The organism is Alteromonas sp. ABH4_454 (assembly GCF_056311775.1).
On the sequence record NZ_CM149972.1, the window covers coordinates 2,726,553 to 2,751,144 of the forward strand.

Annotated in this window: 18 protein-coding genes; 14 read left to right on the forward strand and 4 right to left on the reverse strand. The window is 45.0% G+C overall.

Annotated elements, in window-relative coordinates; all coding sequences use genetic code 11:
- Positions 1-102: 102 nt before the first annotated feature.
- The 4 genes from ACYX4W_RS11890 to ACYX4W_RS11905 all read left to right on the forward strand — a co-directional run bounded on the left by ACYX4W_RS11890 (position 103) and on the right by ACYX4W_RS11905 (position 6,666).
- Positions 103-1,281, forward strand: a complete 1,179-nt coding sequence (locus ACYX4W_RS11890; protein WP_476073327.1) for an efflux RND transporter periplasmic adaptor subunit — start codon at positions 103-105, stop codon at positions 1,279-1,281.
- A gap of 8 nt (positions 1,282-1,289) precedes the next feature.
- A complete protein-coding gene (locus ACYX4W_RS11895) occupies positions 1,290-4,415 on the forward strand; it encodes an efflux RND transporter permease subunit (RefSeq protein ID WP_476073328.1) in 3,126 nt (1,041 codons plus the stop codon).
- A gap of 188 nt (positions 4,416-4,603) precedes the next feature.
- Positions 4,604-6,259: a S41 family peptidase gene (locus ACYX4W_RS11900; protein WP_476073329.1), complete on the forward strand. Its 1,656-nt coding sequence runs from the start codon at positions 4,604-4,606 to the stop codon at positions 6,257-6,259.
- The gene (locus ACYX4W_RS11905) at positions 6,256-6,666 is read left to right on the forward strand and encodes a hypothetical protein (RefSeq protein ID WP_476073330.1); all 411 of its coding nucleotides are present in this window, start codon (positions 6,256-6,258) and stop codon (positions 6,664-6,666) included. Before ACYX4W_RS11900 ends, ACYX4W_RS11905 begins: the two co-directional genes overlap by 4 nt.
- Before the next feature lie 139 nt (positions 6,667-6,805).
- Here ACYX4W_RS11905 and ACYX4W_RS11910 read toward each other — a convergent pair whose 3' ends face one another.
- Positions 6,806-9,136, reverse strand: a complete 2,331-nt coding sequence (locus ACYX4W_RS11910; protein WP_476073331.1) for a YgiQ family radical SAM protein — start codon at positions 9,134-9,136, stop codon at positions 6,806-6,808.
- Between the two features lie 228 nt (positions 9,137-9,364).
- On the opposite strand from ACYX4W_RS11910, the gene ACYX4W_RS11915 reads away from it, so the two are divergent.
- Positions 9,365-9,829, forward strand: coding sequence for an EVE domain-containing protein (locus ACYX4W_RS11915; protein WP_476054256.1), 465 nt, complete (start codon positions 9,365-9,367; stop codon positions 9,827-9,829).
- A 154-nt stretch (positions 9,830-9,983) separates the two neighbouring features.
- Here ACYX4W_RS11915 and ACYX4W_RS11920 read toward each other — a convergent pair whose 3' ends face one another.
- Positions 9,984-10,394, reverse strand: coding sequence for a hypothetical protein (locus tag ACYX4W_RS11920; RefSeq protein WP_474856149.1), 411 nt, complete (start codon positions 10,392-10,394; stop codon positions 9,984-9,986).
- 166 nt (positions 10,395-10,560) lie between these two features.
- On the opposite strand from ACYX4W_RS11920, the gene ACYX4W_RS11925 reads away from it, so the two are divergent.
- The 8 genes from ACYX4W_RS11925 (at position 10,561) to ACYX4W_RS11960 (ending at position 21,270) form a co-directional block, all read left to right on the forward strand.
- Complete coding sequence (locus ACYX4W_RS11925) at positions 10,561-12,900, forward strand: TonB-dependent receptor (RefSeq protein ID WP_476073332.1); 2,340 nt, start codon at positions 10,561-10,563, stop codon at positions 12,898-12,900.
- 15 nt (positions 12,901-12,915) lie between these two features.
- Positions 12,916-15,069, forward strand: a complete 2,154-nt coding sequence (locus tag ACYX4W_RS11930) for an FAD-dependent oxidoreductase (protein WP_476073333.1) — start codon at positions 12,916-12,918, stop codon at positions 15,067-15,069.
- 29 nt (positions 15,070-15,098) lie between these two features.
- Positions 15,099-15,962, forward strand: coding sequence for a DUF547 domain-containing protein (locus ACYX4W_RS11935; protein WP_476075469.1), 864 nt, complete (start codon positions 15,099-15,101; stop codon positions 15,960-15,962).
- Between the two features lie 31 nt (positions 15,963-15,993).
- Positions 15,994-17,271 carry an ABC transporter substrate-binding protein gene (locus ACYX4W_RS11940; protein WP_476073334.1) on the forward strand — a complete coding sequence of 426 codons (1,278 nt, stop codon included), beginning with the start codon at positions 15,994-15,996 and terminating at the stop codon, positions 17,269-17,271.
- Entirely contained in the window at positions 17,271-19,034 is a 1,764-nt protein-coding gene (locus ACYX4W_RS11945) for an ABC transporter permease (protein ID WP_476073335.1), read from the forward strand. Before ACYX4W_RS11940 ends, ACYX4W_RS11945 begins: the two co-directional genes overlap by 1 nt.
- Positions 19,024-19,662 carry an ATP-binding cassette domain-containing protein gene (locus ACYX4W_RS11950; protein ID WP_476073336.1) on the forward strand — a complete coding sequence of 213 codons (639 nt, stop codon included), beginning with the start codon at positions 19,024-19,026 and terminating at the stop codon, positions 19,660-19,662. Before ACYX4W_RS11945 ends, ACYX4W_RS11950 begins: the two co-directional genes overlap by 11 nt.
- Positions 19,656-20,309: a CDP-alcohol phosphatidyltransferase family protein gene (locus tag ACYX4W_RS11955; protein ID WP_476073337.1), complete on the forward strand. Its 654-nt coding sequence runs from the start codon at positions 19,656-19,658 to the stop codon at positions 20,307-20,309. The genes ACYX4W_RS11950 and ACYX4W_RS11955 overlap by 7 nt, the downstream gene beginning before the upstream one ends.
- Positions 20,310-20,418: 109 nt before the next feature.
- Positions 20,419-21,270 (forward strand): sterol desaturase family protein, encoded by an 852-nt coding sequence (locus ACYX4W_RS11960; protein ID WP_476073338.1) that lies wholly within the window; start codon positions 20,419-20,421, stop codon positions 21,268-21,270.
- A 58-nt stretch (positions 21,271-21,328) separates the two neighbouring features.
- Here ACYX4W_RS11960 and ACYX4W_RS11965 read toward each other — a convergent pair whose 3' ends face one another.
- Complete coding sequence (locus ACYX4W_RS11965; RefSeq protein WP_476073339.1) at positions 21,329-22,090, reverse strand: DNA/RNA non-specific endonuclease; 762 nt, start codon at positions 22,088-22,090, stop codon at positions 21,329-21,331.
- Between the two features lie 259 nt (positions 22,091-22,349).
- On the reverse strand, positions 22,350-22,925 hold the full coding sequence (locus ACYX4W_RS11970) for an exopolysaccharide biosynthesis protein (RefSeq protein WP_476073340.1): 576 nt from the start codon (positions 22,923-22,925) through the stop codon (positions 22,350-22,352).
- A 171-nt stretch (positions 22,926-23,096) separates the two neighbouring features.
- Here ACYX4W_RS11970 and ACYX4W_RS11975 point away from each other — a divergent pair, with 171 nt between their 5' ends.
- Positions 23,097-24,587, forward strand: coding sequence for a sensor domain-containing diguanylate cyclase (locus tag ACYX4W_RS11975; protein WP_476073341.1), 1,491 nt, complete (start codon positions 23,097-23,099; stop codon positions 24,585-24,587).
- Positions 24,588-24,592: the final 5 nt, after the last annotated feature.

Here is a 24,592-nt window from a genome sequence, read left to right on the forward strand (position 1 = left end):
TGCAAAATGGGCAACAAATTGATGTCTGAATGCATGTTTTTAGGCATTAATTGACGCTTTATACTTGCCGCAATTTGGTACACAAAGATTGGGAGAGTGAATATGAAAGCAGCCATAACCTCAGGGTTAATAATAGCCACATTTCTGTTTTTACAGGGCTGTGGGGCGGGAAATAATGCTACAGCGGTCGAGGAAAAAATGCCTGCTGTGGATGTAGCGCCCGTTGCCGTTCTTGCTGCTCAGTCTTGGAAAACCTATACCTCTCGCCTTGAAGCGCCAGAAGTCGTTCAATTAATGCCGAGAATTTCAGGCATTGTTGAGGAGGTGCGCTTTAAAGAAGGAAGTAGGGTAAGTAAAGGGGATGTGCTTTTTACTATCGATGATGAACAGTTTAAAAGTCGAGTGGAAACTATAGAGTCACAGATTGCCGGTGCTGAAGCAGCACTGGCTCAGGCTAAAAGTGAGTTTGAACGAGGAGAGCAGCTGGCTGCTACGCGGGTGCTTTCGCAAGAACAGGCCCTCGCTCGTCAATCCACTTATCATCAGCGCCAAGCTGAATTGTCTGCGTTAAAAGCGCAGCTTCACAGTGCTAAGCTCGACTTATCCTATACAAAGGTCACTGCGCCTATTTCAGGAATAGTATCTCGCGCCTTTATAACTCAGGGCAACAATGTGGTTAGCGCGCAATCCGTTCTCACTTCGATTGTTTCAGACGCAAAACGCTACGCCTATTTCGACATTGACGAGCGAACGTGGAATGCATATTTTGCTTCTGATTCACAACCTCATTCACAGGTAGCAATGCAGTTACTTGGTGAAAGCGAATTTACACATATAGGCGACATCGACTTTGTCGATAACCAAATTGATAGTCAAACAGGTACGCTTCGCGTTCGTGCGGTGTTCGAGCAGAGCAATAACAACCTGAAAGCTGGCGCATTTGTCAGAGTGAGGCTTCCTCTAGGCGCCCCTGAAGAAAGCGTGTTTGTACCTGAGACGTCATTGGGTACTGATCTTGAAAACAAGTTTGTACTGACCCTTGATGAAAACAATGTACTGCAATATCGCAAAGTAGATATTGGTGAACGATTCGGCCAGTTCAGACAAATCAAAAATGGTTTATCAAAGGGTGAAGTCATCGCTATTCATGGCGCCGGAAGTGTTTCAAGTGGTGCTAAAGTAGCACCGAGGAAATCGCAAATCGACGTAGGAAAAAGCAGTTTGTTGGCTGCTGATTTCCCCGCTGCCAGTTTATCTGTAGCGACTACGGCTAAGCGTTAGGAAGTGCTATGAAGTTTTCACATTTTTTTATAACACGTCCAATCTTTGCTTCAATGATCTCTTTGGTGTTTGTCATTACCGGGCTTATTGCAATGAAGCAATTACCTGTTAGCGAATACCCTGCGGTGGTGCCACCAACGGTGGTCATCAACGCAAGTTATCCAGGCGCGAATCCAACGGTTATCGGGCAAACCGTAGCTACACCTATTGAGCAAGAGCTTAATGGTTTAGAAAATATGTTGTATCACTCTTCACTAGCAACTAGTGATGGAGGCTTAACAATAACTGTAACCTTTGCCTTAGGGACAGATTTAGATGTCGCGCAAGTACAGGTCCAGAATCGTGTAAGCAATGCGTTATCCCGCTTACCTGAAGAAGTGCAGCGCTTGGGGGTTACCGCTGAAAAAGCGTCTCCTAATCTCGCGATGGGCATACAGTTGTATTCGCCAGATGGCTCTCTGGATGTAAGCTACATTGCAAATTATGCCGACATGTACATTATCGACGAGCTTAAAAAGCTACCTGGCGTTGGCGACACCATGCTAAATGGCGGTGCCAAATACGCTATGCGCGTGTGGCTAGACCCTGATGCGCTTGCAAGTCGAAACATTACCGCAGGTGAAGTTTTTCAGGCTATAAGTACGCAAAATAAGCAGATTTCTGCGGGTGCATTGGGGGCACAACCTGCCCATGAATCTATTGAGTTTCAAACTTTACTTAATGTAAAAGGCCGCTTGGAAAGCATAAAAGAGTTTGAAAATATTGTACTTAAGGTTGGCGATGACGGCCAGTTAACCCGATTGGGAGACGTGGCCAGAATAGAGCTTGGCTCAGAAAACTATGCATTAAGAGCTATGTTAGACGCTGAGCCCGCGGTTGGTTTACCTGTTTTTCAGCGCCCGGGTTCAAATGCAATCGCTTTATCAGACGATGTAAGAGCAACCATGGCACGGTTAGCGCAAAATTTTCCTCCTGGAATGGAATACAATATTGCGTACGACCCCACGCTGTTTGTGCGCGGCTCGATTGATGCCGTTATTGATACCTTATTTGAAGCTATTATCTTAGTGGTCATAGTCGTTATTTTGTTTTTACAAACATGGCGCGCATCTATCATTCCGCTGATTGCTGTTCCCGTGTCTTTAATAGGCACCTTTGCGGTAATGCACCTGCTCGGGTTATCGATTAATACCTTGTCTTTGTTTGGCCTAGTGCTCGCTATTGGTATTGTGGTTGATGATGCGATTGTTGTGGTTGAAAACGTCGAGCGAAACATTGAAGCTGGTTACGATCCGCTAACCGCAACTAAGCGTGCTATGTCTGAGGTCAGTGGGCCCATTATCGCTATTGCCTTTGTGCTTTGTGCGGTATTTATCCCCACGGCTTTTATTACCGGTGTAACCGGTCAATTCTACAAACAGTTTGCCGTAACCATAACCATATCAACCATTATATCTACCATTAATTCACTTACGTTGTCCCCTGCGTTATCGGCGCTGTTGTTAAAAGGTCACGATGCACCAGACGATAAAATTACCCTGTTCCTTAATCGTTTACTTGGGAAAAGGTTGTTTACGCCATTCAATAGAGTATTTGACAAAAGTGCGAAGTATTATGAGGCTTTTGTCGGCAAATTATTGGGTAAACGCGGTGCGGTAATGGTGGTGTATGTTGCATTGTTAAGTGCAACTGGGGCTTTATTTTCTTCTATTCCCGGGGGCTTTATTCCCCAGCAAGACAAACAGTACTTAATCGCAATTGCACAGCTGCCTGATGCGTCTAGCCTCGACAGAACTGAAGACGTCGCCGTAGAAATGCAAAAAATTGCGTTAGACGTACCTGGGGTGCTGAATACTGTAGCGTTTCCAGGGCGCTCCATTAACGGGCCAAGTAACAGCCCAAATAGTGCAATGGTGTTTGTTCCACTTGAAGACTTTGATAAGCGTCAGAGCGAGGATATGACGGCGTCGGCAATTGCGGCGAAACTTAACAAGGCGTATGCCGATATTGACGAAGCATTTGTCGCAGTGTTTACACCGCCCCCGATTCTTGGGTTAGGCTCTACCGGAGGATTTAAACTGCAGTTAGAGGATAGGGGGAACGTGGGCTTTGAGAAAATGTTTGCCACGCTTCAAGAGGTTATAAAAGTGGGTAACGAAAACCCGGCGCTAAGCGACTTATTTTCCAGTTTCCGTATTCAAGTGCCCCAAATGAATTTAACAATCGACCGGGAGCAAGCGCTTATACAGGGTATAGATTTAGAGGCACTTTTTACAACGCTACAGGTTTATTTGGGCTCTGCTTACATAAATGACTTCAACATGTTTGGACGCACTTATCAGGTAACTGCACAGGCAGACAGTCAATTTAGAGAGCGTGAGGAACAAATACTTAGGCTTGAAGTTAAAAATGCTCAAGGAAATATGGTGCCTTTAGGCTCAGTTGTCTCGGTGGAACCCATTACCGCGCCAGATCGCGTTCAACATTACAACGGATACATTAGCGCCGAATTAAACGGTAGCCCAGCACCAGGGTATAGCTCTGACCAAGGAAAGGCGGCAATAGAGGCAGTGTTAACTGAGGTCTTGCCAGCGGGTATTGATTATGAGTGGACGGATATGACCTACCAGCAAATACTAGCCGGTAATACTATGGTCTTTGTGTTTCCTCTTATTATTATTTTCGTATTCATGGTGCTGGCCTCTCAGTATGAGAGCTTACGCTTACCGTTAGCCATCATCATGATAGTGCCAATGACAATATTATCCGCATTGTTTGGTGTATTTATTTTGGGTGGTGATAATAATATATTTACCCAAATAGCGTTGGTCGTCTTAGTGGCGCTTGCCTCTAAGAACGCCATACTTATGGTGGAATTTGCAAGGGAGAAGCAAATGGACGGTATGCATTATATGGACGCAATTATCGCCGCCTGCCGTCAGCGATTACGCCCAATTTTAATGACGTCGTTCGCGTTTACCGCAGGCGTAGTTCCGCTTGTGTTAGCCAGTGGTGCAGGCGCGGAAATGCGTCATGCGATGGGTAACGCAGTGTTTTTCGGCATGATTGGCGTTACGGTGTTTGGATTAATATTTACGCCTGTGTTTTACGCGCTTTTAGCTAAAAAACACTGACCTAGCGCTTGGCTTAAGGGCAGTGCCACGCCCTTAAGCTAACGTTCGTTGATTTTACAATTAGAAACATTTTAAACTTTTGTTATGTAGTTAGGTTTATAAGGATATGTCATTATCGGCTATGCTATTGTTTGAGTATAGAGCTGTAGGCCTTAGTTAGCCATTTACAATAAGGACATGTTAGAACTATGAAAGCGTATGTGTATTCTTCAGTTGCATTAGCGGTGACGATTTCTCTATTAGCAGGGTGTGGGGGAGGTGGTGGATCATCTAATTCCTCGCCAGTAGCTACAACACCAACGACTCCCGTTACCTCTGAGCCTGAGTGGGAAGCGGGTGTCTATGAGCCACAATCTGACTTCATCGCCAAATGTGAAACGCCAAGAACTGGAATCGACCCTTTTACAGGAAGTGCTTATCCAGATACCCAAGGTACTGCAATGGATGAAAAGCTCTGGCTGCGTTCTTGGACTAACGACACCTACTTATGGTATGACGAAGTAGACGACAACGACCCAGAAAACTTTTCAGTATTGGCATACTTCGACCAGTTAAAAACCAATGAATTAACGCCAAGCGGCACGCCTAAAGACAATTTTCATTTTTCACAAGACACTGCTGAATATAACGAGCTATCTCAATCTGGCATATCGTCAGGTTTTGGTTTTGATTGGGAATTTGGCTCAAACACGGTACCAAGAGAGCTAACGGTGCGGTTTACAGAGCCTGGTTCACCTGCTGCTGCAGCGAATGTGCCGCGAGGCGCTAAGGTTGTGAGTATTAACGGCGTTGATTTCGTTAATGACAATACCCAACAAGGTGTAAACGCTTTAAACGATGGACTGTTTCCTGATGATGCCGGAACCACTACAAGTTTTCAGTTTGAACTGATTGACGGTTCGACTATGTCTGTAGATATAACCTCAGCTGATATCAACGTAACGCCGGTTCAAAACGTTAAGGTGTTCGATACCGAAAACGGTAAAACAGGTTACTTCCAATTTAATACCTTCATTGTTACCGCGCAGGAAGGGTTAATCGAGGCATTTGATACCTTTGTTGAGCAGAATGTAACCGAGTTAGTCATGGATCTGCGTTACAACGGTGGGGGACGTTTGGCGTTAGCTTCTCAGCTTTCTTATATGGTAGCGGGTCCAAATCAAACGAACAATGCCACGTTTGAAACTTTGCAATTTAACGACAAGAACCCAACGACCGACCCGATTACTGGTGAGACCATTCGTCCTACGCCGTTTTACAGCAATGTCATCGATTACAACGCCGGACGGCTTACCGATACTTTACTGCCGAGCCTTTCGCTGACTCGTGTTTACGTAATTTCAACAGATGCTACATGTTCAGCCAGTGAAGCGGTAATGAATGCTCTTCGCGGTATAGACGTTGAGGTAGTACAAATAGGCTCTACAACATGTGGTAAGCCTTATGGTTTCTATCCTACGGACAACTGTGGTGAAACTTACTTCAGTATTCAGTTCCAAGGCGTGAACAATAAAGGCTTTGGTGATTATGCCGACGGCTTTATGCCAACCAGCACTCCAAACTTTGATTTTGAACTGCCAGGATGTGAAGTTGAAGATGACTTTACTGCTAATTTAGGCGACCCAAATGAAGGTATGTTGTCTGCAGCACTAGAATTTGCAGCTACGGGAGCATGCCCTGAAGTGGTATCGGGCAACGGCACGGCTGATGTAGATGTACTGCGCAGCAGTCAAAGCGCGCTAGTGGGTGAAAAGCTTATTCCTATCGATACGCCTGAAAAGCGCAGAGAAAACTTTATTTTACACAACAAGATCAATCAGCTTGTTATCAAGGAACAAGAATGATGGCTCTATTCGGTAAAGGCAAAAGCAAAGGGCTGCCAGCTGCGGCCCTTGTTATAGCGCTATCATCGGCCATTGGTTGTGTTGCAACCAAGGAGACTGAGCTGCATAAAGCAATCACTAACAGCACGAGTGCAAGCCAAAAGCAAACTATTGAAAATACCATCAGCAACTGGTTCGGCGGTATATCCATCACTGTTGCTGATAATGCATTTAGCAGCGCTTCAAGCATTACAATTGAACGGAAAGCGAAGGTAGATAGCAGAGGTTTACCCGTTGAGGGAAGGCACAACAACCCTGTGTACAGCTTTACGTTACTAAGTGATGGCAAGCACTGCTTGCTGCGAAATGATCAAACTGGTGAGCTTGCTAAACTTGAAAATGTGGAGTGCTACCCAATTCACGACTGAATGTAAACGTATAGCTTGGGTACACATAGGTTGGATACACAAATAGTTAACTGAAATAGCGCAGTGCTATTGCTAAAAGTCACAAAAAAAGCCCGATGTTGAAAAGCATGGGGCTTTTTTATTTTTAGCGTTTGTTATCTTAACGTTTATGCATGCTTGGCTGTTTTTGAGAGCGGCCACGATTGTTTCCGCCGCCATTATTCGCCTTAGAAGCTTTACCGGAATTTCGATTGGCGGTATTACCGCTACCTTGCTTATTGCCGTTTGTATTACGACGGTTTTTATTTACCGCGCTACCATCTCGGCTTTTGCCTTTCCCATTTTTACCCTGAAACGTGGGTGGAAGCCCGGTATGCTTAGTAAGCGCACGTTCACCGCGACGGCCTTTTTGTGCTTTCTGGCGTTTTTCGTCAGCGGTCTCAGGCGGCACAAGGTGTTGAGGGCCTCGGCCTATTAAGTCTTCACGACCCATACGTTTAAGTGCTTCTCGAATTTGCGCAAAGTTTTTCGGGTCGTGATAACGCAGCATTGCCTTATGTAGTCTACGGTGAATTTCACCTTTCGCTGACGGTACTTCTTCACTTTCTTTAGTAACTTTACGAAGGGAATTCACTTCGGTGTGGTACATGGTTGTTGCCGTTGCCATTGGCGACGGATAAAAGTTCTGAACCTGATCCAGCTTAAATTTGTTTTCTTTTAGCCATATCGCAAGGCTTAGCATGTCTTCGTCGGTGGTACCCGGGTGCGACGCAATAAAGTAAGGAATCAGGTACTGCTTTTTACCTGCTTCTTGTGAGTACTTATCAAACAGTTCTTTAAAGCGGTAATAGCTGCCCATACCCGGCTTCATCATTTTCGAAAGCGGGCCGTCTTCGGTGTGCTCTGGTGCTATCTTCAAATAACCGCCTACGTGGTGAAGGGCTAGCTCTTTCACGTATTCTGGGTCTTCTACCGCTAAGTCATAACGCACGCCAGACGCAATCAAAATCTTTTTAATTCCAGGCAATTCGCGAGCACGGCGGTATAAGTCGATCGTTGGCTTATGGTCGGTATCCATATGTGCACATATGCTTGGGTACACGCAGGAAGGGCGACGACAAGTCGCTTCTGCCTTCGGGCTTTTACAACGAAGGCGATACATGTTCGCTGTCGGACCGCCTAAGTCTGAAATTACGCCAGTAAAGCCAGGAACGGTGTCGCGTATTTGTTCAATTTCACGAATAATCGAATCTTCAGAACGACTTTGAATGATACGTCCTTCGTGCTCGGTAATTGAGCAGAACGTACAGCCGCCGTAGCATCCACGCATAATATTGATACTAAAGCGGATCATATCGTATGCAGGTATTTTGGCATCGCCATACACTGGGTGAGGGACACGCTGATATGGAAGGTCAAACACCGCATCCATCTCTTCAGTCTCAAGAGGCATGGCGGGTGGGTTTATCCAAATGTGTCTGTCGCCATGGCGCTGCATAAGTGCGCGGGCGCAACCTGGATTGGTCTCTTGGTGCAAAATACGCGATGTATGGGCGTATAAGACCTTGTTATCTTTTACCGTTTCGTACGCTGGCAGCTTAACGTACACCTTCTCCCAAGGCTTACGCTTTTCTTTCTCTTTTTGCGCAGGCTGAATAACAATGGGCGATGCTTCAGGTGCTTCACTGCTTTTCGTATCTTTATCCTGCGAGTCGCACTCGGGCTCCATTTGATAGGGGCTTGGAATGGCGTCAATTTTACCGGGTCTATCTAGAGAGGTAGAGTCAACACCTTGCCATTCTGGTAAGGCTTCTTTAACGATGATTGCGGTACCGCGAATGTCGCGTAAATCGGCAATATCTTCACCTGCCGCCAAGCGATGGGTTACTTCAACAAGCGGGCGCTCGGCGTTACCGAAAAACAGCATGTCGGCTTTAGAGTCGAACAGTACTGAGCGGCGTACTTTTTCGCTCCAGTAATCGTAGTGCGCAATACGACGCAAGCTGGCTTCAATACCGCCCGCAATTACAGGTACGCCTTTAAATGCCTCGCGGCAGCGCTGTGCATAAACAGTTACAGCACGGTCAGGACGCTTACCGCCTACATTGCCTGGGGTATAGGCATCGTCGTGACGAAGCTTTTTGTCAGACGTATAGCGGTTGATCATAGAGTCCATGTTTCCGGCTGTTACGCCAAAATACAGGTTGGGCTTACCCAACTTCATGAAGTCGTCTTTACTCTTCCAATCTGGCTGAGAAATAATGCCAACGCGAAAACCATGGGCTTCCAGTACTCGACCAATAACCGCCATACCGAAACTAGGGTGATCGACATATGCATCGCCGGTTACCAAAATAACGTCACAGCTGTCCCAGCCAAGGGCATCCATTTCCTCTTTTGACATGGGAAGAAAAGGCGCAGTACCCAGGCAGTGTGGCCAATATTTAGGGTAAGAAAACAGACCGCGGTCGGCCTTAATGGTGGCTTGCATAGTAATCACATCTAGATAAATCAGGGAATTGCTGAACTCAAAATAGGCGTAAGCTCAGATTAAGTGCGTAATTATAGCAGTCTTAGCCAAGCTAAGGTATAGCACTGTCATTAAATAAAAGCGCTTTGTATACTGTCGTTAGTTAAAAAGATAATAGAGCACGTACGGCGTATTTTTATTTATAAACGCTTTAGTAAGTGCTCAAATATTAAGAGAATGAATAAAAACATGGCGTATTGGCTATTTAAAACAGAACCTGATGCATTTTCTATAGACGACTTGGCAAACCGTCCCGACCAAATTGAACCGTGGGACGGCGTTAGAAACTACCAAGCTCGCAACTTTCTGCGTGACGGCGTAAAGCTAGGCGATAAGGTGTTTATCTACCATTCCAGCTGCAAGCTAGTGGGTATTGCAGGTGTTGCAGAAGTGGTGAATGACGGGTACCCAGACACCACACAGTTTAATCCTGAGTCAAAATACTACGATCCTAAATCTAGTGAAGAAAACCCTCGTTGGTATCGTGTAGATGTGAAGTTTGTAGAAAAATTTTCCAACGTATTGCCACTTTCAGTGATTAAAACGATGGAAGGTATTAATGAGCTGCCTTTAGTTAAGAAAGGCGGAAGGTTATCAATAATGCCGGTACAAGAGGGCGAATGGCAGCAACTGTATGCTGCTGCCAAAAAATAAACCTAATGCTAAAAAGGCGAGGCCCTCGCGCCCTATGAATTCGATAACGAGAAACATTCGAGCGCTAATTTTTTAGCAGGCAGCCTATCTAGCGAGTATATCTAGTTCATGCGTCTTGTGAGTCGATATAGCGTACTAATTCAACGAATAGTCACTACTTGCCAAAGGCAAACTTAGTGTCAGCATCGCGCAGTAGGAACAGTGCAAAGCACGCACCCCACATAGGCCATGCGGCAAAAAACAGCAGGTGATTGAAGGCGTCTAGATATTGCGGGAAAGACGAAAGGGTAGAGCCGCCGTGAAGAATGAAAATAAGGCCGTAGGTATATTTTTTCGCAAGGCCTGCTAGAAATGCTAAAACCAGTGCTAGCTGTAATGCGCCCATGATGTAGACGGCCATTTCAGGTACTCCGCCTATACCGTAAAATTTTTCGAAAATAGCCATGCCGTGAGCTGGATTGACAAACTTATCTAAGGTCCAAACGAACATAACGATAAAAATGGTTACGCGAAGAGAAAGTAGTGACCACTCGAGTCGGTTTTGAATATCTGTGTTGTTTTGCATACATGCTCCAAAAGTATAATAGTGCAAGCATACTAGAACGACCGTTCAAAATAAAAATTTCAACTAATTTTATGTTTTCTAAAATTTTTTAAAAATTAAATGTACTGAAATTTTTTGTGACACGTATCGGTCTAGTCGAATAATAAATAAAAATACGGAATCGTTAATGAAAAGAATAATCGGCCTAGCCGTTAGCACACTCGCGCTTGCCATCAGTCAGTCGTTAGCTGCCCAGCAAGTATCAGATATTGAAGTCGTAGAAGTAACAGGCAATCAACAAAGCGTAAACACGCTAAACCCGGGCGACAACACGTTAAAAGGGTTATTTGGTAGCGGTTTAAGTGCAGCAGAAACCCCTCGTGCAGTAACGTCATTGTCGGCAGAAGCGATAGAAGCGCTTAACATTAATGATTTACACGATATCGTAAAGGCAGCCCCTAATGCCTACGCTTCAAGCGGCTTCGGTACACCCAGCTTGCCAAGTATTCGCGGTCAGTTAGGCGAACTTTTTCAAGACGGCGTGCGTCGTCAGGCTGGTAATAATGGTTTTGGGTTGCCGTTATCTTTTAACAGCGTAGAGCAAATTGACGTAGTGAAAGGGCCTTCTCCCGTTTTGTTTGGTAGTACGCAGCGCAATGGTGGCTTTGTTAACCTTCAAACCAAGGTTGCGCCAACCACAGAAAGCAAGGGTAAAGTTACCCTTCGCGCCGGGCGCTGGGAGCAGTATTCAGCCCAAGTAGATTACGGTACTGCAATAGAAGAAGGGAAAAGCGGCATTCGCTTCAGTGCTGAGTACCTAGATCACGGCAGCTTCTATGACTTTGCTGAGCGCGATAGTACAAACCTATTTGTTGCATATCGCTATACACCGAGCGACGCGCTCACTTGGGATATTAGCGCGGAATATTACGACACAGACTATCCAGACAACGCAGGCATAAACCGCCCAACGCAAGACCTTATCGACAACGGTATTTATATTACTGGGCAAGGCACTCAGCCTAATGGTAGTTCAGTTCCGGGCGCTGGATCCATTATTTCACCAACCGGTGAAGTGGTTATTCCCCGCAATCGCGTATTTACTAACCCTGACGACATCAATGGTGCTGAAACCACAGTTATTCGCAGCAATGTAGAATACAAAGTGGCTGATAACGTGGCGCTTCGCAACATGACTTATTATCAGTATCTTGAACGTGAGGAAATTGCGCAAAATAGCTTTGTAGAGATTATTGACGGCGCAGATACGTTTGAAAATCGCACTGAAGTGGATTACCAGTGGAACGATAACCAACTTACTACCGTAGGCTTAGCGCTTCGCTATAACGACGTGCTGGGCTATAGCCAGTTTACCACAGAGGCCGACAATCCGATTGACTTAACCGGGCCTATTTCAAACCGCGTTATTGCGCTTACCGACGCGCAAAAAGCGCGTTTAGTCGAGTTACGTCCTGGTGTATTCGTATCTCCGGGGGCTCAGTATGATTTGGACGGGGATGGAAGCGGCGATTTCAACCTGTCAGACACCACTGATTCCACAACATGGCAAACAGGGTTGGCACTGCAGCAACGTTCTACATGGACAGACAAATTCTCAACCATTGCCGGCGTTAGAATAGATTATTACGATGTTGAAGCCCGTGACCCTCTAGCGCCTGAGGGAGTAACGGCCGCGTCTGATACCTATAGCGATACGTTAACTAGCTATCAGTTAAGCGCGGTTTACAAACTAACCAGTGACATCAACTTATATGCTGCGTTTTCCGAAAACGATGCTACATCAAACAGTATGGCGGGTGGCACAGTATTGGGCGGTAATAATGAAATTAACCCGCTTAATTTTGCTACCGAAAATACTCTGTATGAAGCAGGGGTAAAATACGCGCCAAACAGCAAATGGTACGCTGAAGCGGCAGTGTTCGAACAAACCCGTAGCTTACGCAACCGCGATGGCAGCAATAGCGGCGTGAAAACCAAAGGGTTTGAATTGCAAATGTTTTACCAAGGCGACGACGTATGGGTTAATGCGGCCTACAGTTATTTAGACGCGCGTTTTGATGACTCTGCAGCGTTCCAAGGCACGGCGCAGGTTATCGACGCCTTTGACAACAGTCGCCCAGATATTATTGAGGGGACGGGAGTGGGATCGCCATCGTTTGCCGCGTTCCCAGCATCCAACAGCCGAGTGCAAGGTATTCCACCGCAAATAGCATCTATTAATGCTGGCTGGCAAGTTACGGATGATGTTCAGCTTGGTGCGAGTGCTTTATACACCAAGTCTTTCCCGTTAGACTTTTTACAAACCGTACACATTCGCGATCAGTACACTATAGACTTAAATGCTGATTACCAAGTTAGCGATGATCTTCGATTACGCTTAGATGTTATTAACGTTACTGATGAAGAAAACTGGCAGCCGCTTTTTGAAGGCGGATATTTTGGTGCAACTTTAGTTATGCCAAACGTGCCTCGTCACGCTCAAGTTACCATGCAATACGCGTTTTAAGCGCTAAGGACTTTTATGTTTAAGAAAATAGCGCTTTTAGGGGTTATCGTCGCCGCTATATTTAGCTTTTTCTATTTTGATTTGAATAGCTATCTAACCCTTCAAGGCATGAAGGACTCACTGGGAACGTTTCAAGCGCAAATAGAAGAAAACCCGGTATTAAGCATTGGCGTGTTCTTCGCAATCTACGTGGCGGTTACCGCACTGTCGCTGCCAGGTGCAGCAATTTTAACCTTAGCTGCAGGCGCACTGTTTGGGCTTGCTCAGGGCTTAGTTATAGTGTCGTTCGCATCAAGTGTGGGTGCTACGTTAGCTTTTTTAGTCGCGCGCTTCATTTTAAGAGATACCGTACGCAACAAGTTTAAAGAAAAGCTTAAAAAGATAGATGAGGGCGTAGAAAAACAAGGTGCGTTTTACTTGTTTACGCTGCGTTTAGTACCGGTATTTCCGTTCTTTTTAATCAACCTGTTAATGGGGCTGACGTCACTTAAAACCTGGACATTTTACTGGGTAAGCCAGATAGGCATGCTTGCTGGCACCGCTGTTTATGTAAACGCAGGGACGCAGCTTGCGCAAATTGACAGCCTGTCAGGCATCGTATCGCCTGGACTTATCTTTTCATTTGTTCTGCTGGGTATATTTCCGTGGATAGCTAAAGGCATTGTGGCAATAGTGAATCGCCGCCGCGTCTATAAAGGCTACAAGAAACCAAAGAAATTTGACCGTAATCTAGTAGTCATCGGCGCCGGTGCAGGTGGGTTAGTTACCAGCTATATCGCCGCAGCGGTGAAAGCAAAAGTCACGCTAGTAGAAGCCGGTGAAATGGGCGGCGATTGTCTTAATTACGGCTGTGTACCCAGTAAAGCCATTATAAAAACGGCGAAAGTAGCAAACCAAATGCGCCATGCCGATAACTATGGTTTAGAGCCGGTAACACCAGCGATGTCGTTTAAAAAAGTGATGGCCCGTGTGCATGAAGTCATTGCGGCTATCGCGCCCAACGACAGTGTAGAGCGTTACACCAGTTTAGGTGTGGATGTAGTGAAAGGCTATGCGAAGATCATTGACCCCTGGACGGTGGAAATTAAAAAGAATGATGGCGGCACGCAAACGCTAACTACTAAAAACATTGTTGTTGCCACGGGAGCAGCGCCTTTTGTTCCAGACCTGCCTGGTATTGAACAAAGCGGTTATGTCACTTCTGATACCTTATGGTCTAAATTTGCTGACCTTGAAGAAGCGCCAAAGCGCTTAATAGTGTTGGGTGGTGGGCCTATTGGCTGTGAGCTAGCGCAGGCCTTTGCTCGCTTGGGTAGTGAGGTTACGCAAGTTGAACGTGCACCCCGTTTAATGGGTAAGGAAGATGCTGACGTAGCTGAATATTCTGAATCCGTGCTTCGTGAAAGCGGAGTGAATGTTTTGACATCTCATGACGCACTGCGCTTTGAAACGAAAGATGGTGAAAAAGTATTAGTGGTAGCCAAAGAAGGTGTCGAGTCTACTATCGCTTATGACGAGGTGATTGTGGCTGTTGGTCGAAAAGCACGCCTTAATGGGTTTGGTCTTGAAGATTTGGGGATACAGTTCGATAGAACCATAGAAACCGATGAATACTTGCAAACCCTTATGCCAAACATCTTTGCAGCAGGTGATGTGGTAGGGCCCTATCAGTTTACCCACGTAGCCTCGCATCAGGCGTGGTATGCAGCGGTTAACGCACTGTTCGGCACATTTAAGAAGTTTAAAGTAGATTATCGCGTTATTCCTTGGACAACCTTTATCGACCCTGAAGTGGCGAGGGTAGGTCTTAGTGAGCGAGATGCCGCAGAACAAGAGATTGATGTAGAAGTAACGCGCTACGAATTTGCAGAGCTCGATCGTGCGGTAGCCGAGAGTGCACGTAAGGGTTTCATTAAGGTGCTTACGCCGCCGGGTAAAGACAAAATATTGGGTGTTACTATTGTTTCTGAGCACGCTGGTGATTTGCTGTCTGAGTTTGTTATTGCCATGAAACACGATCTAGGGTTAAACAAAATTCTTGGGACTATTCACGCCTACCCGACATGGGCAGAAGGTGCGAAATACGCAGCGGGGAACTGGAAGCGCGCTAATGCTCCTGAAAAACTTTTAAGCTACGTTGAGAAATTCCACACATGGCGCAGAGGGTAATAGAAGTGAAAACTACTCAATCGTCTTTCATGTGTAAAGTCGCCCGTTTATCACGTAGTAGTAAAGTGTTACGTGGTGTAGCAGTAGGCAGCGTAGCGCTGTTTGCTGCAAGCGTAAGTTTCTATGCTAGCGCTGAAGAAGGCCTACATAGCACGTTCGATAATTTATTAAGTAAGTATGTAACGCCGATTTCAAATGGCGCAAGTACACAGGTTAATTACGATGGCTTTAAAAAAGAGCAAACTAGGCTTAACGAGTATTTAGCGCGATTGGCTAAGGTTGAGCAAAGTACATTCGATTCATGGAATAAGGACAAACAGCTCGCTTTTCTTATTAACGCATACAACGCCTACACCATCGAACTTATTTTAACTGAGTACCCAGCTATTGACTCCATTCGAGATTTGGGCGGTTTCTTTTCTTCGCCTTGGAAAAAAGAGATAGCCCCGCTGCTTGGTGAAACCCGTACGTTAGATGAAATTGAACACGAACTTATTCGCGGTAAAAACCAAACTACAAAAAACTATAACGAGCCTCGCATACATTTTGCGGTGAATTGCGCCAGCGTAGGTTGCCCAGCGCTTCGTGAAGAAGCATACACAGCAGACAAACTAGATTCGCAGTTAGAGGCACAAACTAAGCGATTTTTGGCTGACGCCTCTCGAAATAAAATGACCGAAGGCACACTGTATCTATCAAAAATATTTGATTGGTACAGTGAGGATTTTGAAGGTAAAACCGGCGAGTGGCGTGATACTTCGACGCTCAACGAGTTTATCTTGCTGTATAAAGACGCAATGCAATTAACTGAAACACAAGTTTCTGCGTTAAAAAATGACACTGCAAATATCGAATACCTAAACTATGACTGGGCGCTTAATGCGGCACAGTAGCGCTAACGCTAGAGCTCTGAATGCTTCCCAAATGAATTCAGGGTGGCAAGCTGCGGGACAGTTAAGTACAAATAGACCCTTGTTTACCCCCATGCAGGTATTCTTTTTTGCCTGCATGGTTATATTTTCCGTATTTGTTGTAGCCCAGCCTGCGTTGGGCCAAACCAGCGATGAAGCAGCCAGCGAAAAACCGCCTCTTGTTCGATTTCATGCCTGGGGTGGTAGCGCCCAGGTCAATGGCTACCTTCAGTGGGTAGCCGAGCAAGTTAAATCACGTTTTAACATAGAACTACAACATGTGAAGCTGGCCGACACCAGTGATGCAGTTTCTCGAGTGCTTGCAGAAAAGGCGGCAGGAAACCACAAAAACGGGAGTGTAGACCTTATATGGATAAACGGCGAAAATTTCGCTGCGATGAAAAAGCACGACCTGCTAAGTACTTCGTGGGTCGGAGAACTTGACAATTTTAGCCTAACTAACCCAGATCAAAACCCCGCTGTAACAACAGACTTCGGTGAGCCAACATTAGGAATGGAGGCGCCTTGGGGCAAAGCGTCTATGGTTTTTTACTACCGTAGCGCACACTTAAATACGCTAGGGCTTATGGCGCCGAAAACCATTGAAGAGCTTCTACGATTTAGCCAAAAATCCCCAGGTAGGTTTACCTATCCAGTACCGAGCGATTATTTAGGTATTAGTTTTATTAAGTATGCAGCGCTTGCACTTAATAAAGATAAGTTAAGCCTTTTTTATCAGCCAGCGAATGATGAATCGCTCAATGCGGTTTTACCGAGTTTGTGGACGTATCTTGATGCGCTGCATCCTACTATGTGGCAACAGGGTAAGCACATGTTACGTCAAGCCTCCCAATTACAACGTTTGGTGGGTACAGGTGAGCTTTCAATGGCTTTCTCTTTTACCGCTTCAGAAATTCCTTCGGCGGTAACGCGTTTCGATTTACCTGGCGATGTTCGTACTTATGTTATGCAAGACGGTAGCCTGGCAAACGTTCACTTTGTAGGCCTTACTTATAATTCAAAAAACAAAGCGGTGGCCAAAACGGTGGTTAACTTCCTGCTCTCTCCACAGGCACAAGCTAAAAAACAGAAGGTAGAAGTGTGGGGCGACGACACGGTGCTTGATATTGAAAGCCTTTCAGCGCCAGACCAAGCACTGTTTGTTGAAAGTAATATTCACCCATCAGCGCTGGATAAGTCTCAATCAATTATGTTGTTGGCTGAACCTCATGCAAGCTGGACCGATGCGCTGCGTGAGGCATGGTACGAACGCTACGGAGCGCGCTACTGATGTTCGCTCAATTTACACGTGTTGCACGCTGGTGCTTATTACTTTTACTGTGCATTCCTGTTTTAGCCGGTCTAGTTGGCGTGGCATTTCCTGCGTTAGGCTATTTTCCTGCAATAGGCGCAAACAGCTTTTCACTAGACGTTTTTAGAACGCTATTTGCTCTTGATGATATTTGGCAGATGGTGTGGCTTTCACTTTTTACCGGGGTGGGGTCAACATTGCTGGCGGTAGCTGGCGCGTTTTTATTACTAGCTTCATTTTATCAATCGAATTGGCTAAACAAAATTCAAGGTTTATTAAGTCCGTTTCTTGTTTTTCCACACGCCGCAGCAGCCATTGCCTTGCTATTTGTATTCAGCCCGTCAGGCATATTTGCGCGAATAACAGCGCTAGGAACCAATACGGTTATTCCTGGTAGTAGCGACGCTTTTTTCCCATACGACACTTTTTTTCCCTATGATCCTGCGGGGCTAAGCGTACTGCTGGCGTTAAGTTTAAAAGAGCTACCGTTCATTCTCTTAATGGCGTTAAGCGTAATGTCGCAGCCATTAGTGAAAAGTAAGCTTTCTGGCTATATCAAAGTGGGCACGGCACTTGGCTATTCCCCCGTGGCAATCTTTTTTAAGCTTGTGATGCCCACTGTCTTCACACAAATCAGATTACCTATATTAGCAGTGTTGGTCTTTGCCACCTCTAACGTGGAAATTCCACTTATATTAGGGGGGAATAACCCCAGCACTTTGGCCGTTGCCATTATGCATTGGTTTAATCATATCGATTTATCTATGCGCCTATTGGCAAGCAGTGCAGCCGTGCTTCAGGTTGCCGTTAGTGGTTTGGCGTTACTTCTGCTGTTAGGTGTCGAGCGTGTAGTGATATATGTGGGAAGGAAAAGGCTTGCAAAAGGGAACAGGGGATTTTTTGATAGGCTTGTGCAAGGCGCCGCTTATAGTGCTGTAGCGCTATACATTGCTTTGATTGGCGCGGTGGTTTATTCGGTACTTATGTACTCAATCGCTAAGCAGTGGTACTACCCTGATTTATTGCCAGAAGGTGCCACGCTATTACATTGGCGAACAGCACTTGAAACCCTTGCGACGCCACTTTCTAATAGTTTATTACTTGGAATATTGGTAAGTACTTCAGCATTGGGGTTAGTACTATTTACACTGGAAAGTGAGCTGCTTAAACCCGCAGGTAAAAATGCTGAAAGGGCGTTTTCTATCTCGTTATTTTTGCCGTTATTGGTCCCAGGTGTGGCTTTTTTATATGGACTGGTTTGGTTCCAGCAGTCTGTGCTGCAAGACGCTGTTTGGTTTCATACTTATATTGCTCATATGGTTTATGTGGTGCCCTACGTGTTTTTGTCTATGGCGGTAGCCTATCGCAAATTCGATATTCGCTACGCAATGGTTGCACAAAGCCTAGGCAAAACGCCTTGGCAAGTGTTCTTCCATATTAAATTACCATCCCTGTTTTCAGCCATTATGGTGGCGTGGGCGCTGGGGCTTGCTATTAGCTTCAGCCAGTACTTACCTACGTTATTGGCCTCCGGGGGCACTATTGCCACTATTACTACAGAAGCCGTGGCTTCAGTGTCGGGAAGCAGTACGCGCTTAACGGCGGTATTCGTTATTATCCAAGCGATTATGCCTTTAGTGGGCTTTGTGATGGCGTGGTATTTACCCGCCATGTTAGTTAAGCAAGGCAGTAAAGTACGTACTTCAGAAAAAAAGAGTAGAGCAGTATTACATGGCGCTTAGTTTAGAAAACCTAGTGGTTTCTCATGCACAAAACACACTATTAAAAGTGAATGTATGTGTGAAAGACGGAGAAATTTTAACGGTAATGGGGCCAAGTGGCGCCGGAAAGTCTACTTTGCTGCAGGCAATTACCGGCCAACTTCATGGGCCGTTTAGTTTTAGCGGTATCATTAAAATTAATGGGGCCGTGGTAAACGACAAAGCCGCTCATTTACGTAAAGTAGGCATTATGTTTCAAGATGCCTTGTTATTTGAGCACATGACGGTTGTAGAAAATATTGCCTTTGCCATGCCTAAAGACAGTCACACAAATCGAAAAGCAAAAATTGAGGCTATCGAAGAAATGCTTAGCGCTGTCGACTTAGCAGGCATAGGGGAGCGTGCAGTCACTTCATTATCAGGCGGGCAGCAATCCCGTGTTTCTCTACTAAGAACGCTCGCTTCGCAACCTGACGTCGTATTGTTAGATGAGCCATTTAGTAAGCTAGATTTCGCCCTTCGTGAGCAAATTCGAAGCTGGACATTTAAGCAGCTTAAAGCGCGAAATATTCCTGCGGTACTTGTAACACACGACAAAGAGGACGCCCTTGCTGCCGGCGGTCAAATAATAGAGTTATTACCATGCTAGATGCGAAAATTACCCCCTTTATTAAACCGCTATTAAAGCCTTTGCTCACATCACTGAATGCAAAAGGCATCAGCCCGAATCAAGTTACCGTGGCAGGCTTTGTTTTGGGTATTCTTGCCGTCCCCTTTATTATTCTTAACTGGTGGGGAATGGCACTTAGCTGCATTATACTTAACAGGGTATTTGATGGTATTGACGGTGAGTTAGCACGCTATCAACAAAGTAGCAGCAGTGCAGGTGGGTTTCTTGATATATGCCTAGACTTTTTGTTTTATGCATCTATTCCGTTAGCATTTGGTATTGCTGACCCTAACAGCTGGGGCATACCAGCAATGGTGCTACTTGCCACATTTATCGGTACGGGCAGTAGCTTTTTGGCTTTTGCCATTGCAGCTGAAAAATTTCATATCGACAGACCCCAGTTCGCTAACAAGAGCTTTTACTATATGCAGGGGTTAACCGAGGGCACAGAAACGATTCTTGTGTTTCTTGCTTTTTGCATCTGGCCTGAACATTTTGCTGTACTAGCATATATTTTTGCCGCTGCTTGTGCCGTAACGGTGGTCACTCGAATTGCGGGTGGGTTTAGCACCTTAAATAAAGTAGAAGTAGAACAAAGACAGTGTTCGACACATGATAAGATTTAGGGCGTTAAAACTGATAAGGGGTAGGCAGCACAACTGCGCCTTTTCTATGTGCAAAGCGTAATTAGCCGTTAGGAAGTAAACATGAAATTGAATCGAAAAGAGAGCTGTAGTGGATAATGCGTCTGTTATTCGCCTAAGTGTATTTCTTGGTATCTTTGCCTTTATGGCAGTACTGGAAGCCATGTTTCCAGCGCGTAGTGCTGTACTAGATAGAAAAACACGCTGGATAGGAAACCTTTCCATGGTGGTAATGGGCGCACTTGTATCGAGAGTTTTACTTCCTGCAACCTTAGTAGGCGTGTCGATATGGGCTCAGCAAGAGGGCGTTGGACTGTTTAACCTAGCGTCAGGTCAAGCCGACAGTACTTTGTCGTCCCCAGAACCAACGAATAATACTCAAAACGGCAACGCTCTATTTGTTGGTATAGTGGTAGTAAGTGTACTGCTGCTGGATATGCTTATTTACTGGCAGCACCGATTGTTTCATACGGTGCCACTTTTATGGCGTTTTCACAAAATGCATCACGCCGACAGCCATGTCGATACCACTACAGGTCTTAGATTTCACCCCGTGGAAATTGCTATTAGCCTAGGCGTAAAAGCTTTGGCAGTAGCGATACTAGGCATACCAGCCATTGCTATTGTTGTTTTTGAAGTGGCGCTTAACGGGTTTGCGCTATTTAACCACGCGAACATTCGATTGCCGCAAAAGTGGGATGACAGAGTGGGCTGGGTGCTCATTACCCAGCGTTTGCATCGTATACATCATAGCCAAGCAAAGGCAGAATCAAATTCTAACTATGGCTTTAGTGTATCTTGGTGGGACAGGCTTTTTAAAAGCTTTACCCCTAGAGCGAAGCAAAGCGACGAAACACTTTCCATAGGTCAACAGGATGTACCTGCGATAAAAGAAAATGCTTCAATTCGCGCCTTGCTACTGCAACCTTTTAAAAGCAATTAGTTAGCAAAAAAAAGTTGTCGATTGATGATGGCTATACGTTTTTATGCCCAAGAAAGGCTTAGCTACAGCCAAGTCGCATAGCTAGCTTGCCGAGCCTTCCTTCAATGGTTTCCTCACTTTCATCGGGTAAAACTGGCATAATATCTAACCCGGTTCTCGATTCTACTTCATCAATGGTAACTTGCGTTGCGCAGTAATCATCGCGGCGAGAGGCGTTTTGCTGCATGATAAACGCAGAGGCTTCCACCAAACCGTCAACTTCACTTACGACAACTTTAAAGTAACCGCTAGGGATACTATGCAGCTCATCGGCACCGGGCAACGCAGCGAAAAACGTTTCGTAAAGTGGGCCTGAAACCACATAAACATCTTGCCCTGTTCTCACAAGGCTGCGCACAGCATTTTCTAATTTAACCCATGGACCCTGATTTAAGTCGGAGTCTTGTGGGGTAATGTTTGAAAGATAGTTGAGCTCACGCCAGTCTGGTGAGTTGCTAAAAGAGGCTAGGGGGACTTGATGCCCTCTATCTGTGCCTATATTTCGCCATGCACCTTTGTAATCGTTAGGTTCCAGCGTACTCTCATCGTCAAGTTCAGGGTCAGCTTTCCAGTTTCTGCTTCGCGAAGGACCGTCGATGGTGTCAGGCGTTACGTGATAAGCCACCCAGTTGGCAAACTTTGTTTGCGGATTGTTGTTTAACGTATAAATAGAGCGAGTGATAGTTTGCCCGCCTAAGCCAATAGGGCAGCTAAATACACAGTTTTCAGCAAATGTAGCAAACGAAAATAACGCAAGAGATACCGCTAACATTCTCTTCATAGATTTTTACAGCCCATATTTTCTTATGTAGTTATGTCTCACTAAGTACTTGTTTCAAATACATGGAGTAAAGTGCCTGTACTAAAGTACAGGCTTTATAAGAAAAGAATAGTACGTAAATAACGGTTTTAAAAAAAGAAGAATGGCGAAAAAAAGTGGGTAATAAATACAAGGTCAGTATTTGTGAGTTCCCTCTTTGATAGGAGAAATTTTCCGTTAGGAAGTTTAATTGAAAAGCGAGTAGAAGAAGTAGGGCTAATTACATCACGCTGAGCGCTTGCATAACTAAATACCCAGTACCTAGCTGCAGCAAAATGCCAATAGACAAAAACACACCATCGCGGTTAGTCATTCCTAAAGCAGTAATACAAAGGGCGAAAGCAGGAAGGGCAACGGCAAAAGGAAGTGCTTCTAACGGGATCATGCAAAGTGCTGCAAGCGCACAATATCCAGCGATAATATTCTTTACCGGCTTATCTGATAAAAATGTGATACGGGGTTTAAGTAGCTTTTCGAACTTTTTAGCGTAAGGTTTAGCAGTATCTATGGCGCTTTCCAATTTATCCGAGCTTACCTCTTTTTTGGTAAGCGCCTCTGGTAGCCATGGGCTTTTCTTGCCCACAGCAGCTTGTATACAAATAAAAAATAGCGTTAAACCACATAATGTGGGTACGCCTGGAATGGCGCCAGTAGGGAGCAAAGCAATGAGTGCAGGCACTAAGAGGAGGGGCCCAAAACCACGACCTTCAAAGCGTTCGACAATTTTACCTAGTGACGTCTTTTCGCTTTCCTCATCATACATTTCATCTAACAGCTCAACTATCGAGTCGGTCATTATTTACGCTTAGTCCTTTTTGCAGTGCCTATCTTCCTATTTAGTTACGCGCACACCTTAAATAAGTTTAATAAACTATTTGTTAAGTTTTTCACACTTTCTGGCTATGCAACGTTTTACAGTTGCTGAAGTGCTGCTATTTTTAAAGTGCATTTACTATCGGGAAAGACCTTGAATAAAGACGAAGTCATATCTTTTTTTCGCCAAATACCATCAAGCATATTGTTTAAATGTGCGGGTAGTTCTGATATTTATGCTAGCCAGTATTTTGAAAAATGTTTTGGAATAATCGACTTACAGAAATCGGAAAGTCGTTTATTTACGTTCTTTGACCAAAATTCGAAAGAAGAAGTGTCAGTAGGAGATGACCCTTTCTCTCTTATCGAATCTGGCGTGGAGGTCAACGATTTCTTTCGACTTCAAACAAGCTCTAGAACCATGAATTGTTTTGTTGATGGCAATATTGTTTCTACCACTACGGACAATTGGGTTGTTCTTAATATCAAAACCGATATGACAGCGCTTCTAGATCTTGGACAAAAAGACTCAAAAATTAATCAGCATATTACTTTTAACCAGCTTCTTACTAATTTCTCTTCCAAGTTAATCAATGCCAACGTTAGCGAGCTTGATAGTATTATCGATCAAGCACTCGCCGCATTCGGCGCGTTTTGCGACGTAGATCGATGTTACTTGTTTGAATTCAGCGACGATGGCGAATTAATGTCAAATACCCATGAGTGGGTTGCGGCGGGAGTTATTCCCTACATCAGTGAGCTGCAAAATATTCCAACTGATTCCATGCCGTTTTTTATGAGCCATATTTCTAATGGGTTGTTTAAGGTCGATGATGTTTCAGCGCTTCCAGAGTCCGCGTCTTTGGAAAAAGCTAGTTTTGAAGAGCAGCGAATCTACTCTCTTCTTTGCTCACGTATTATGGTTGACGGAAAAATGTATGGTTTTATCGGGTGCGATATTATCGGCGCCCCTTATTCATGGAAAGCGTTCGATATTGAGTATTTGCGTCGTATAGGTGAAATGCTTGGTAATACACTTCAAAATTTGCACAACCGAAAAGCGTTACAAAAAATGCAAATTGAGCTTCTTGAAGCGAATAAGCAGTTAGAACGCTTAGCAAATATCGACGGATTAACGGGGCTTGCGAATAGGCGCTTATTTGATGCAACGATAAAATCCGATATCGTGCGCTGTAAAGAAGCTGATATTCCTATTAGTTTATTGTTGATAGACGTGGATTATTTTAAACAATATAACGACTACTACGGGCACGTTGCTGGCGACAACGTACTGAAAAGAGTAGCAGAGACGCTTTCTAACAGTTGTTTGGGTAACGACGATTTAGTAGCGCGCTACGGTGGGGAAGAGTTTGCTATTATCCTGCCGAGCACAGATAGTGACGCCTTAGAATGTATTGCCGCTAGAATTCTTCGCAATGTATCACAGCTCTCAATAGCTCATGAAAAATCAAAAATTAAGGGCGTCCTTACGGTCAGTATTGGTATGGCTTGTTTTAATAGCCGTCAATCAACAAAAAAGAAGGGTGTAGAAAGAGAACACTATAATGCTACCTCATTTATCGAAGATGTTGATTCAGCGCTTTATCGCGCCAAAAATTCAGGTAGAAATTGCGCAACGTTTTAATTGCG

Bases quoted from the DNA above. Each gene is read 5' to 3' on its own strand.
- ACYX4W_RS11915 (WP_476054256.1), top strand. From the start codon at position 9,365: ATGGCGTATTGGCTATTTAAAACAGAACCTGATGCATTTTCTATAGAC.
- ACYX4W_RS11900 (WP_476073329.1), top strand. From the start codon at position 4,604: ATGAAAGCGTATGTGTATTCTTCAGTTGCATTAGCGGTGACGATTTCT.
- ACYX4W_RS11930 (WP_476073333.1), top strand. From the start codon at position 12,916: ATGTTTAAGAAAATAGCGCTTTTAGGGGTTATCGTCGCCGCTATATTT.
- ACYX4W_RS11910 (WP_476073331.1), bottom strand. From the start codon at position 9,136: ATGCAAGCCACCATTAAGGCCGACCGCGGTCTGTTTTCTTACCCTAAA.
- ACYX4W_RS11945 (WP_476073335.1), top strand. From the start codon at position 17,271: ATGTTCGCTCAATTTACACGTGTTGCACGCTGGTGCTTATTACTTTTA.
- ACYX4W_RS11950 (WP_476073336.1), top strand. From the start codon at position 19,024: ATGGCGCTTAGTTTAGAAAACCTAGTGGTTTCTCATGCACAAAACACA.
- ACYX4W_RS11940 (WP_476073334.1), top strand. From the start codon at position 15,994: ATGAATTCAGGGTGGCAAGCTGCGGGACAGTTAAGTACAAATAGACCC.
- ACYX4W_RS11920 (WP_474856149.1), bottom strand. From the start codon at position 10,394: ATGCAAAACAACACAGATATTCAAAACCGACTCGAGTGGTCACTACTT.
- ACYX4W_RS11970 (WP_476073340.1), bottom strand. From the start codon at position 22,925: ATGACCGACTCGATAGTTGAGCTGTTAGATGAAATGTATGATGAGGAA.
- ACYX4W_RS11905 (WP_476073330.1), top strand. From the start codon at position 6,256: ATGATGGCTCTATTCGGTAAAGGCAAAAGCAAAGGGCTGCCAGCTGCG.
- ACYX4W_RS11925 (WP_476073332.1), top strand. From the start codon at position 10,561: ATGAAAAGAATAATCGGCCTAGCCGTTAGCACACTCGCGCTTGCCATC.
- ACYX4W_RS11935 (WP_476075469.1), top strand. From the start codon at position 15,099: ATGTGTAAAGTCGCCCGTTTATCACGTAGTAGTAAAGTGTTACGTGGT.
- ACYX4W_RS11955 (WP_476073337.1), top strand. From the start codon at position 19,656: ATGCTAGATGCGAAAATTACCCCCTTTATTAAACCGCTATTAAAGCCT.
- ACYX4W_RS11890 (WP_476073327.1), top strand. From the start codon at position 103: ATGAAAGCAGCCATAACCTCAGGGTTAATAATAGCCACATTTCTGTTT.
- ACYX4W_RS11965 (WP_476073339.1), bottom strand. From the start codon at position 22,090: ATGAAGAGAATGTTAGCGGTATCTCTTGCGTTATTTTCGTTTGCTACA.
- ACYX4W_RS11895 (WP_476073328.1), top strand. From the start codon at position 1,290: ATGAAGTTTTCACATTTTTTTATAACACGTCCAATCTTTGCTTCAATG.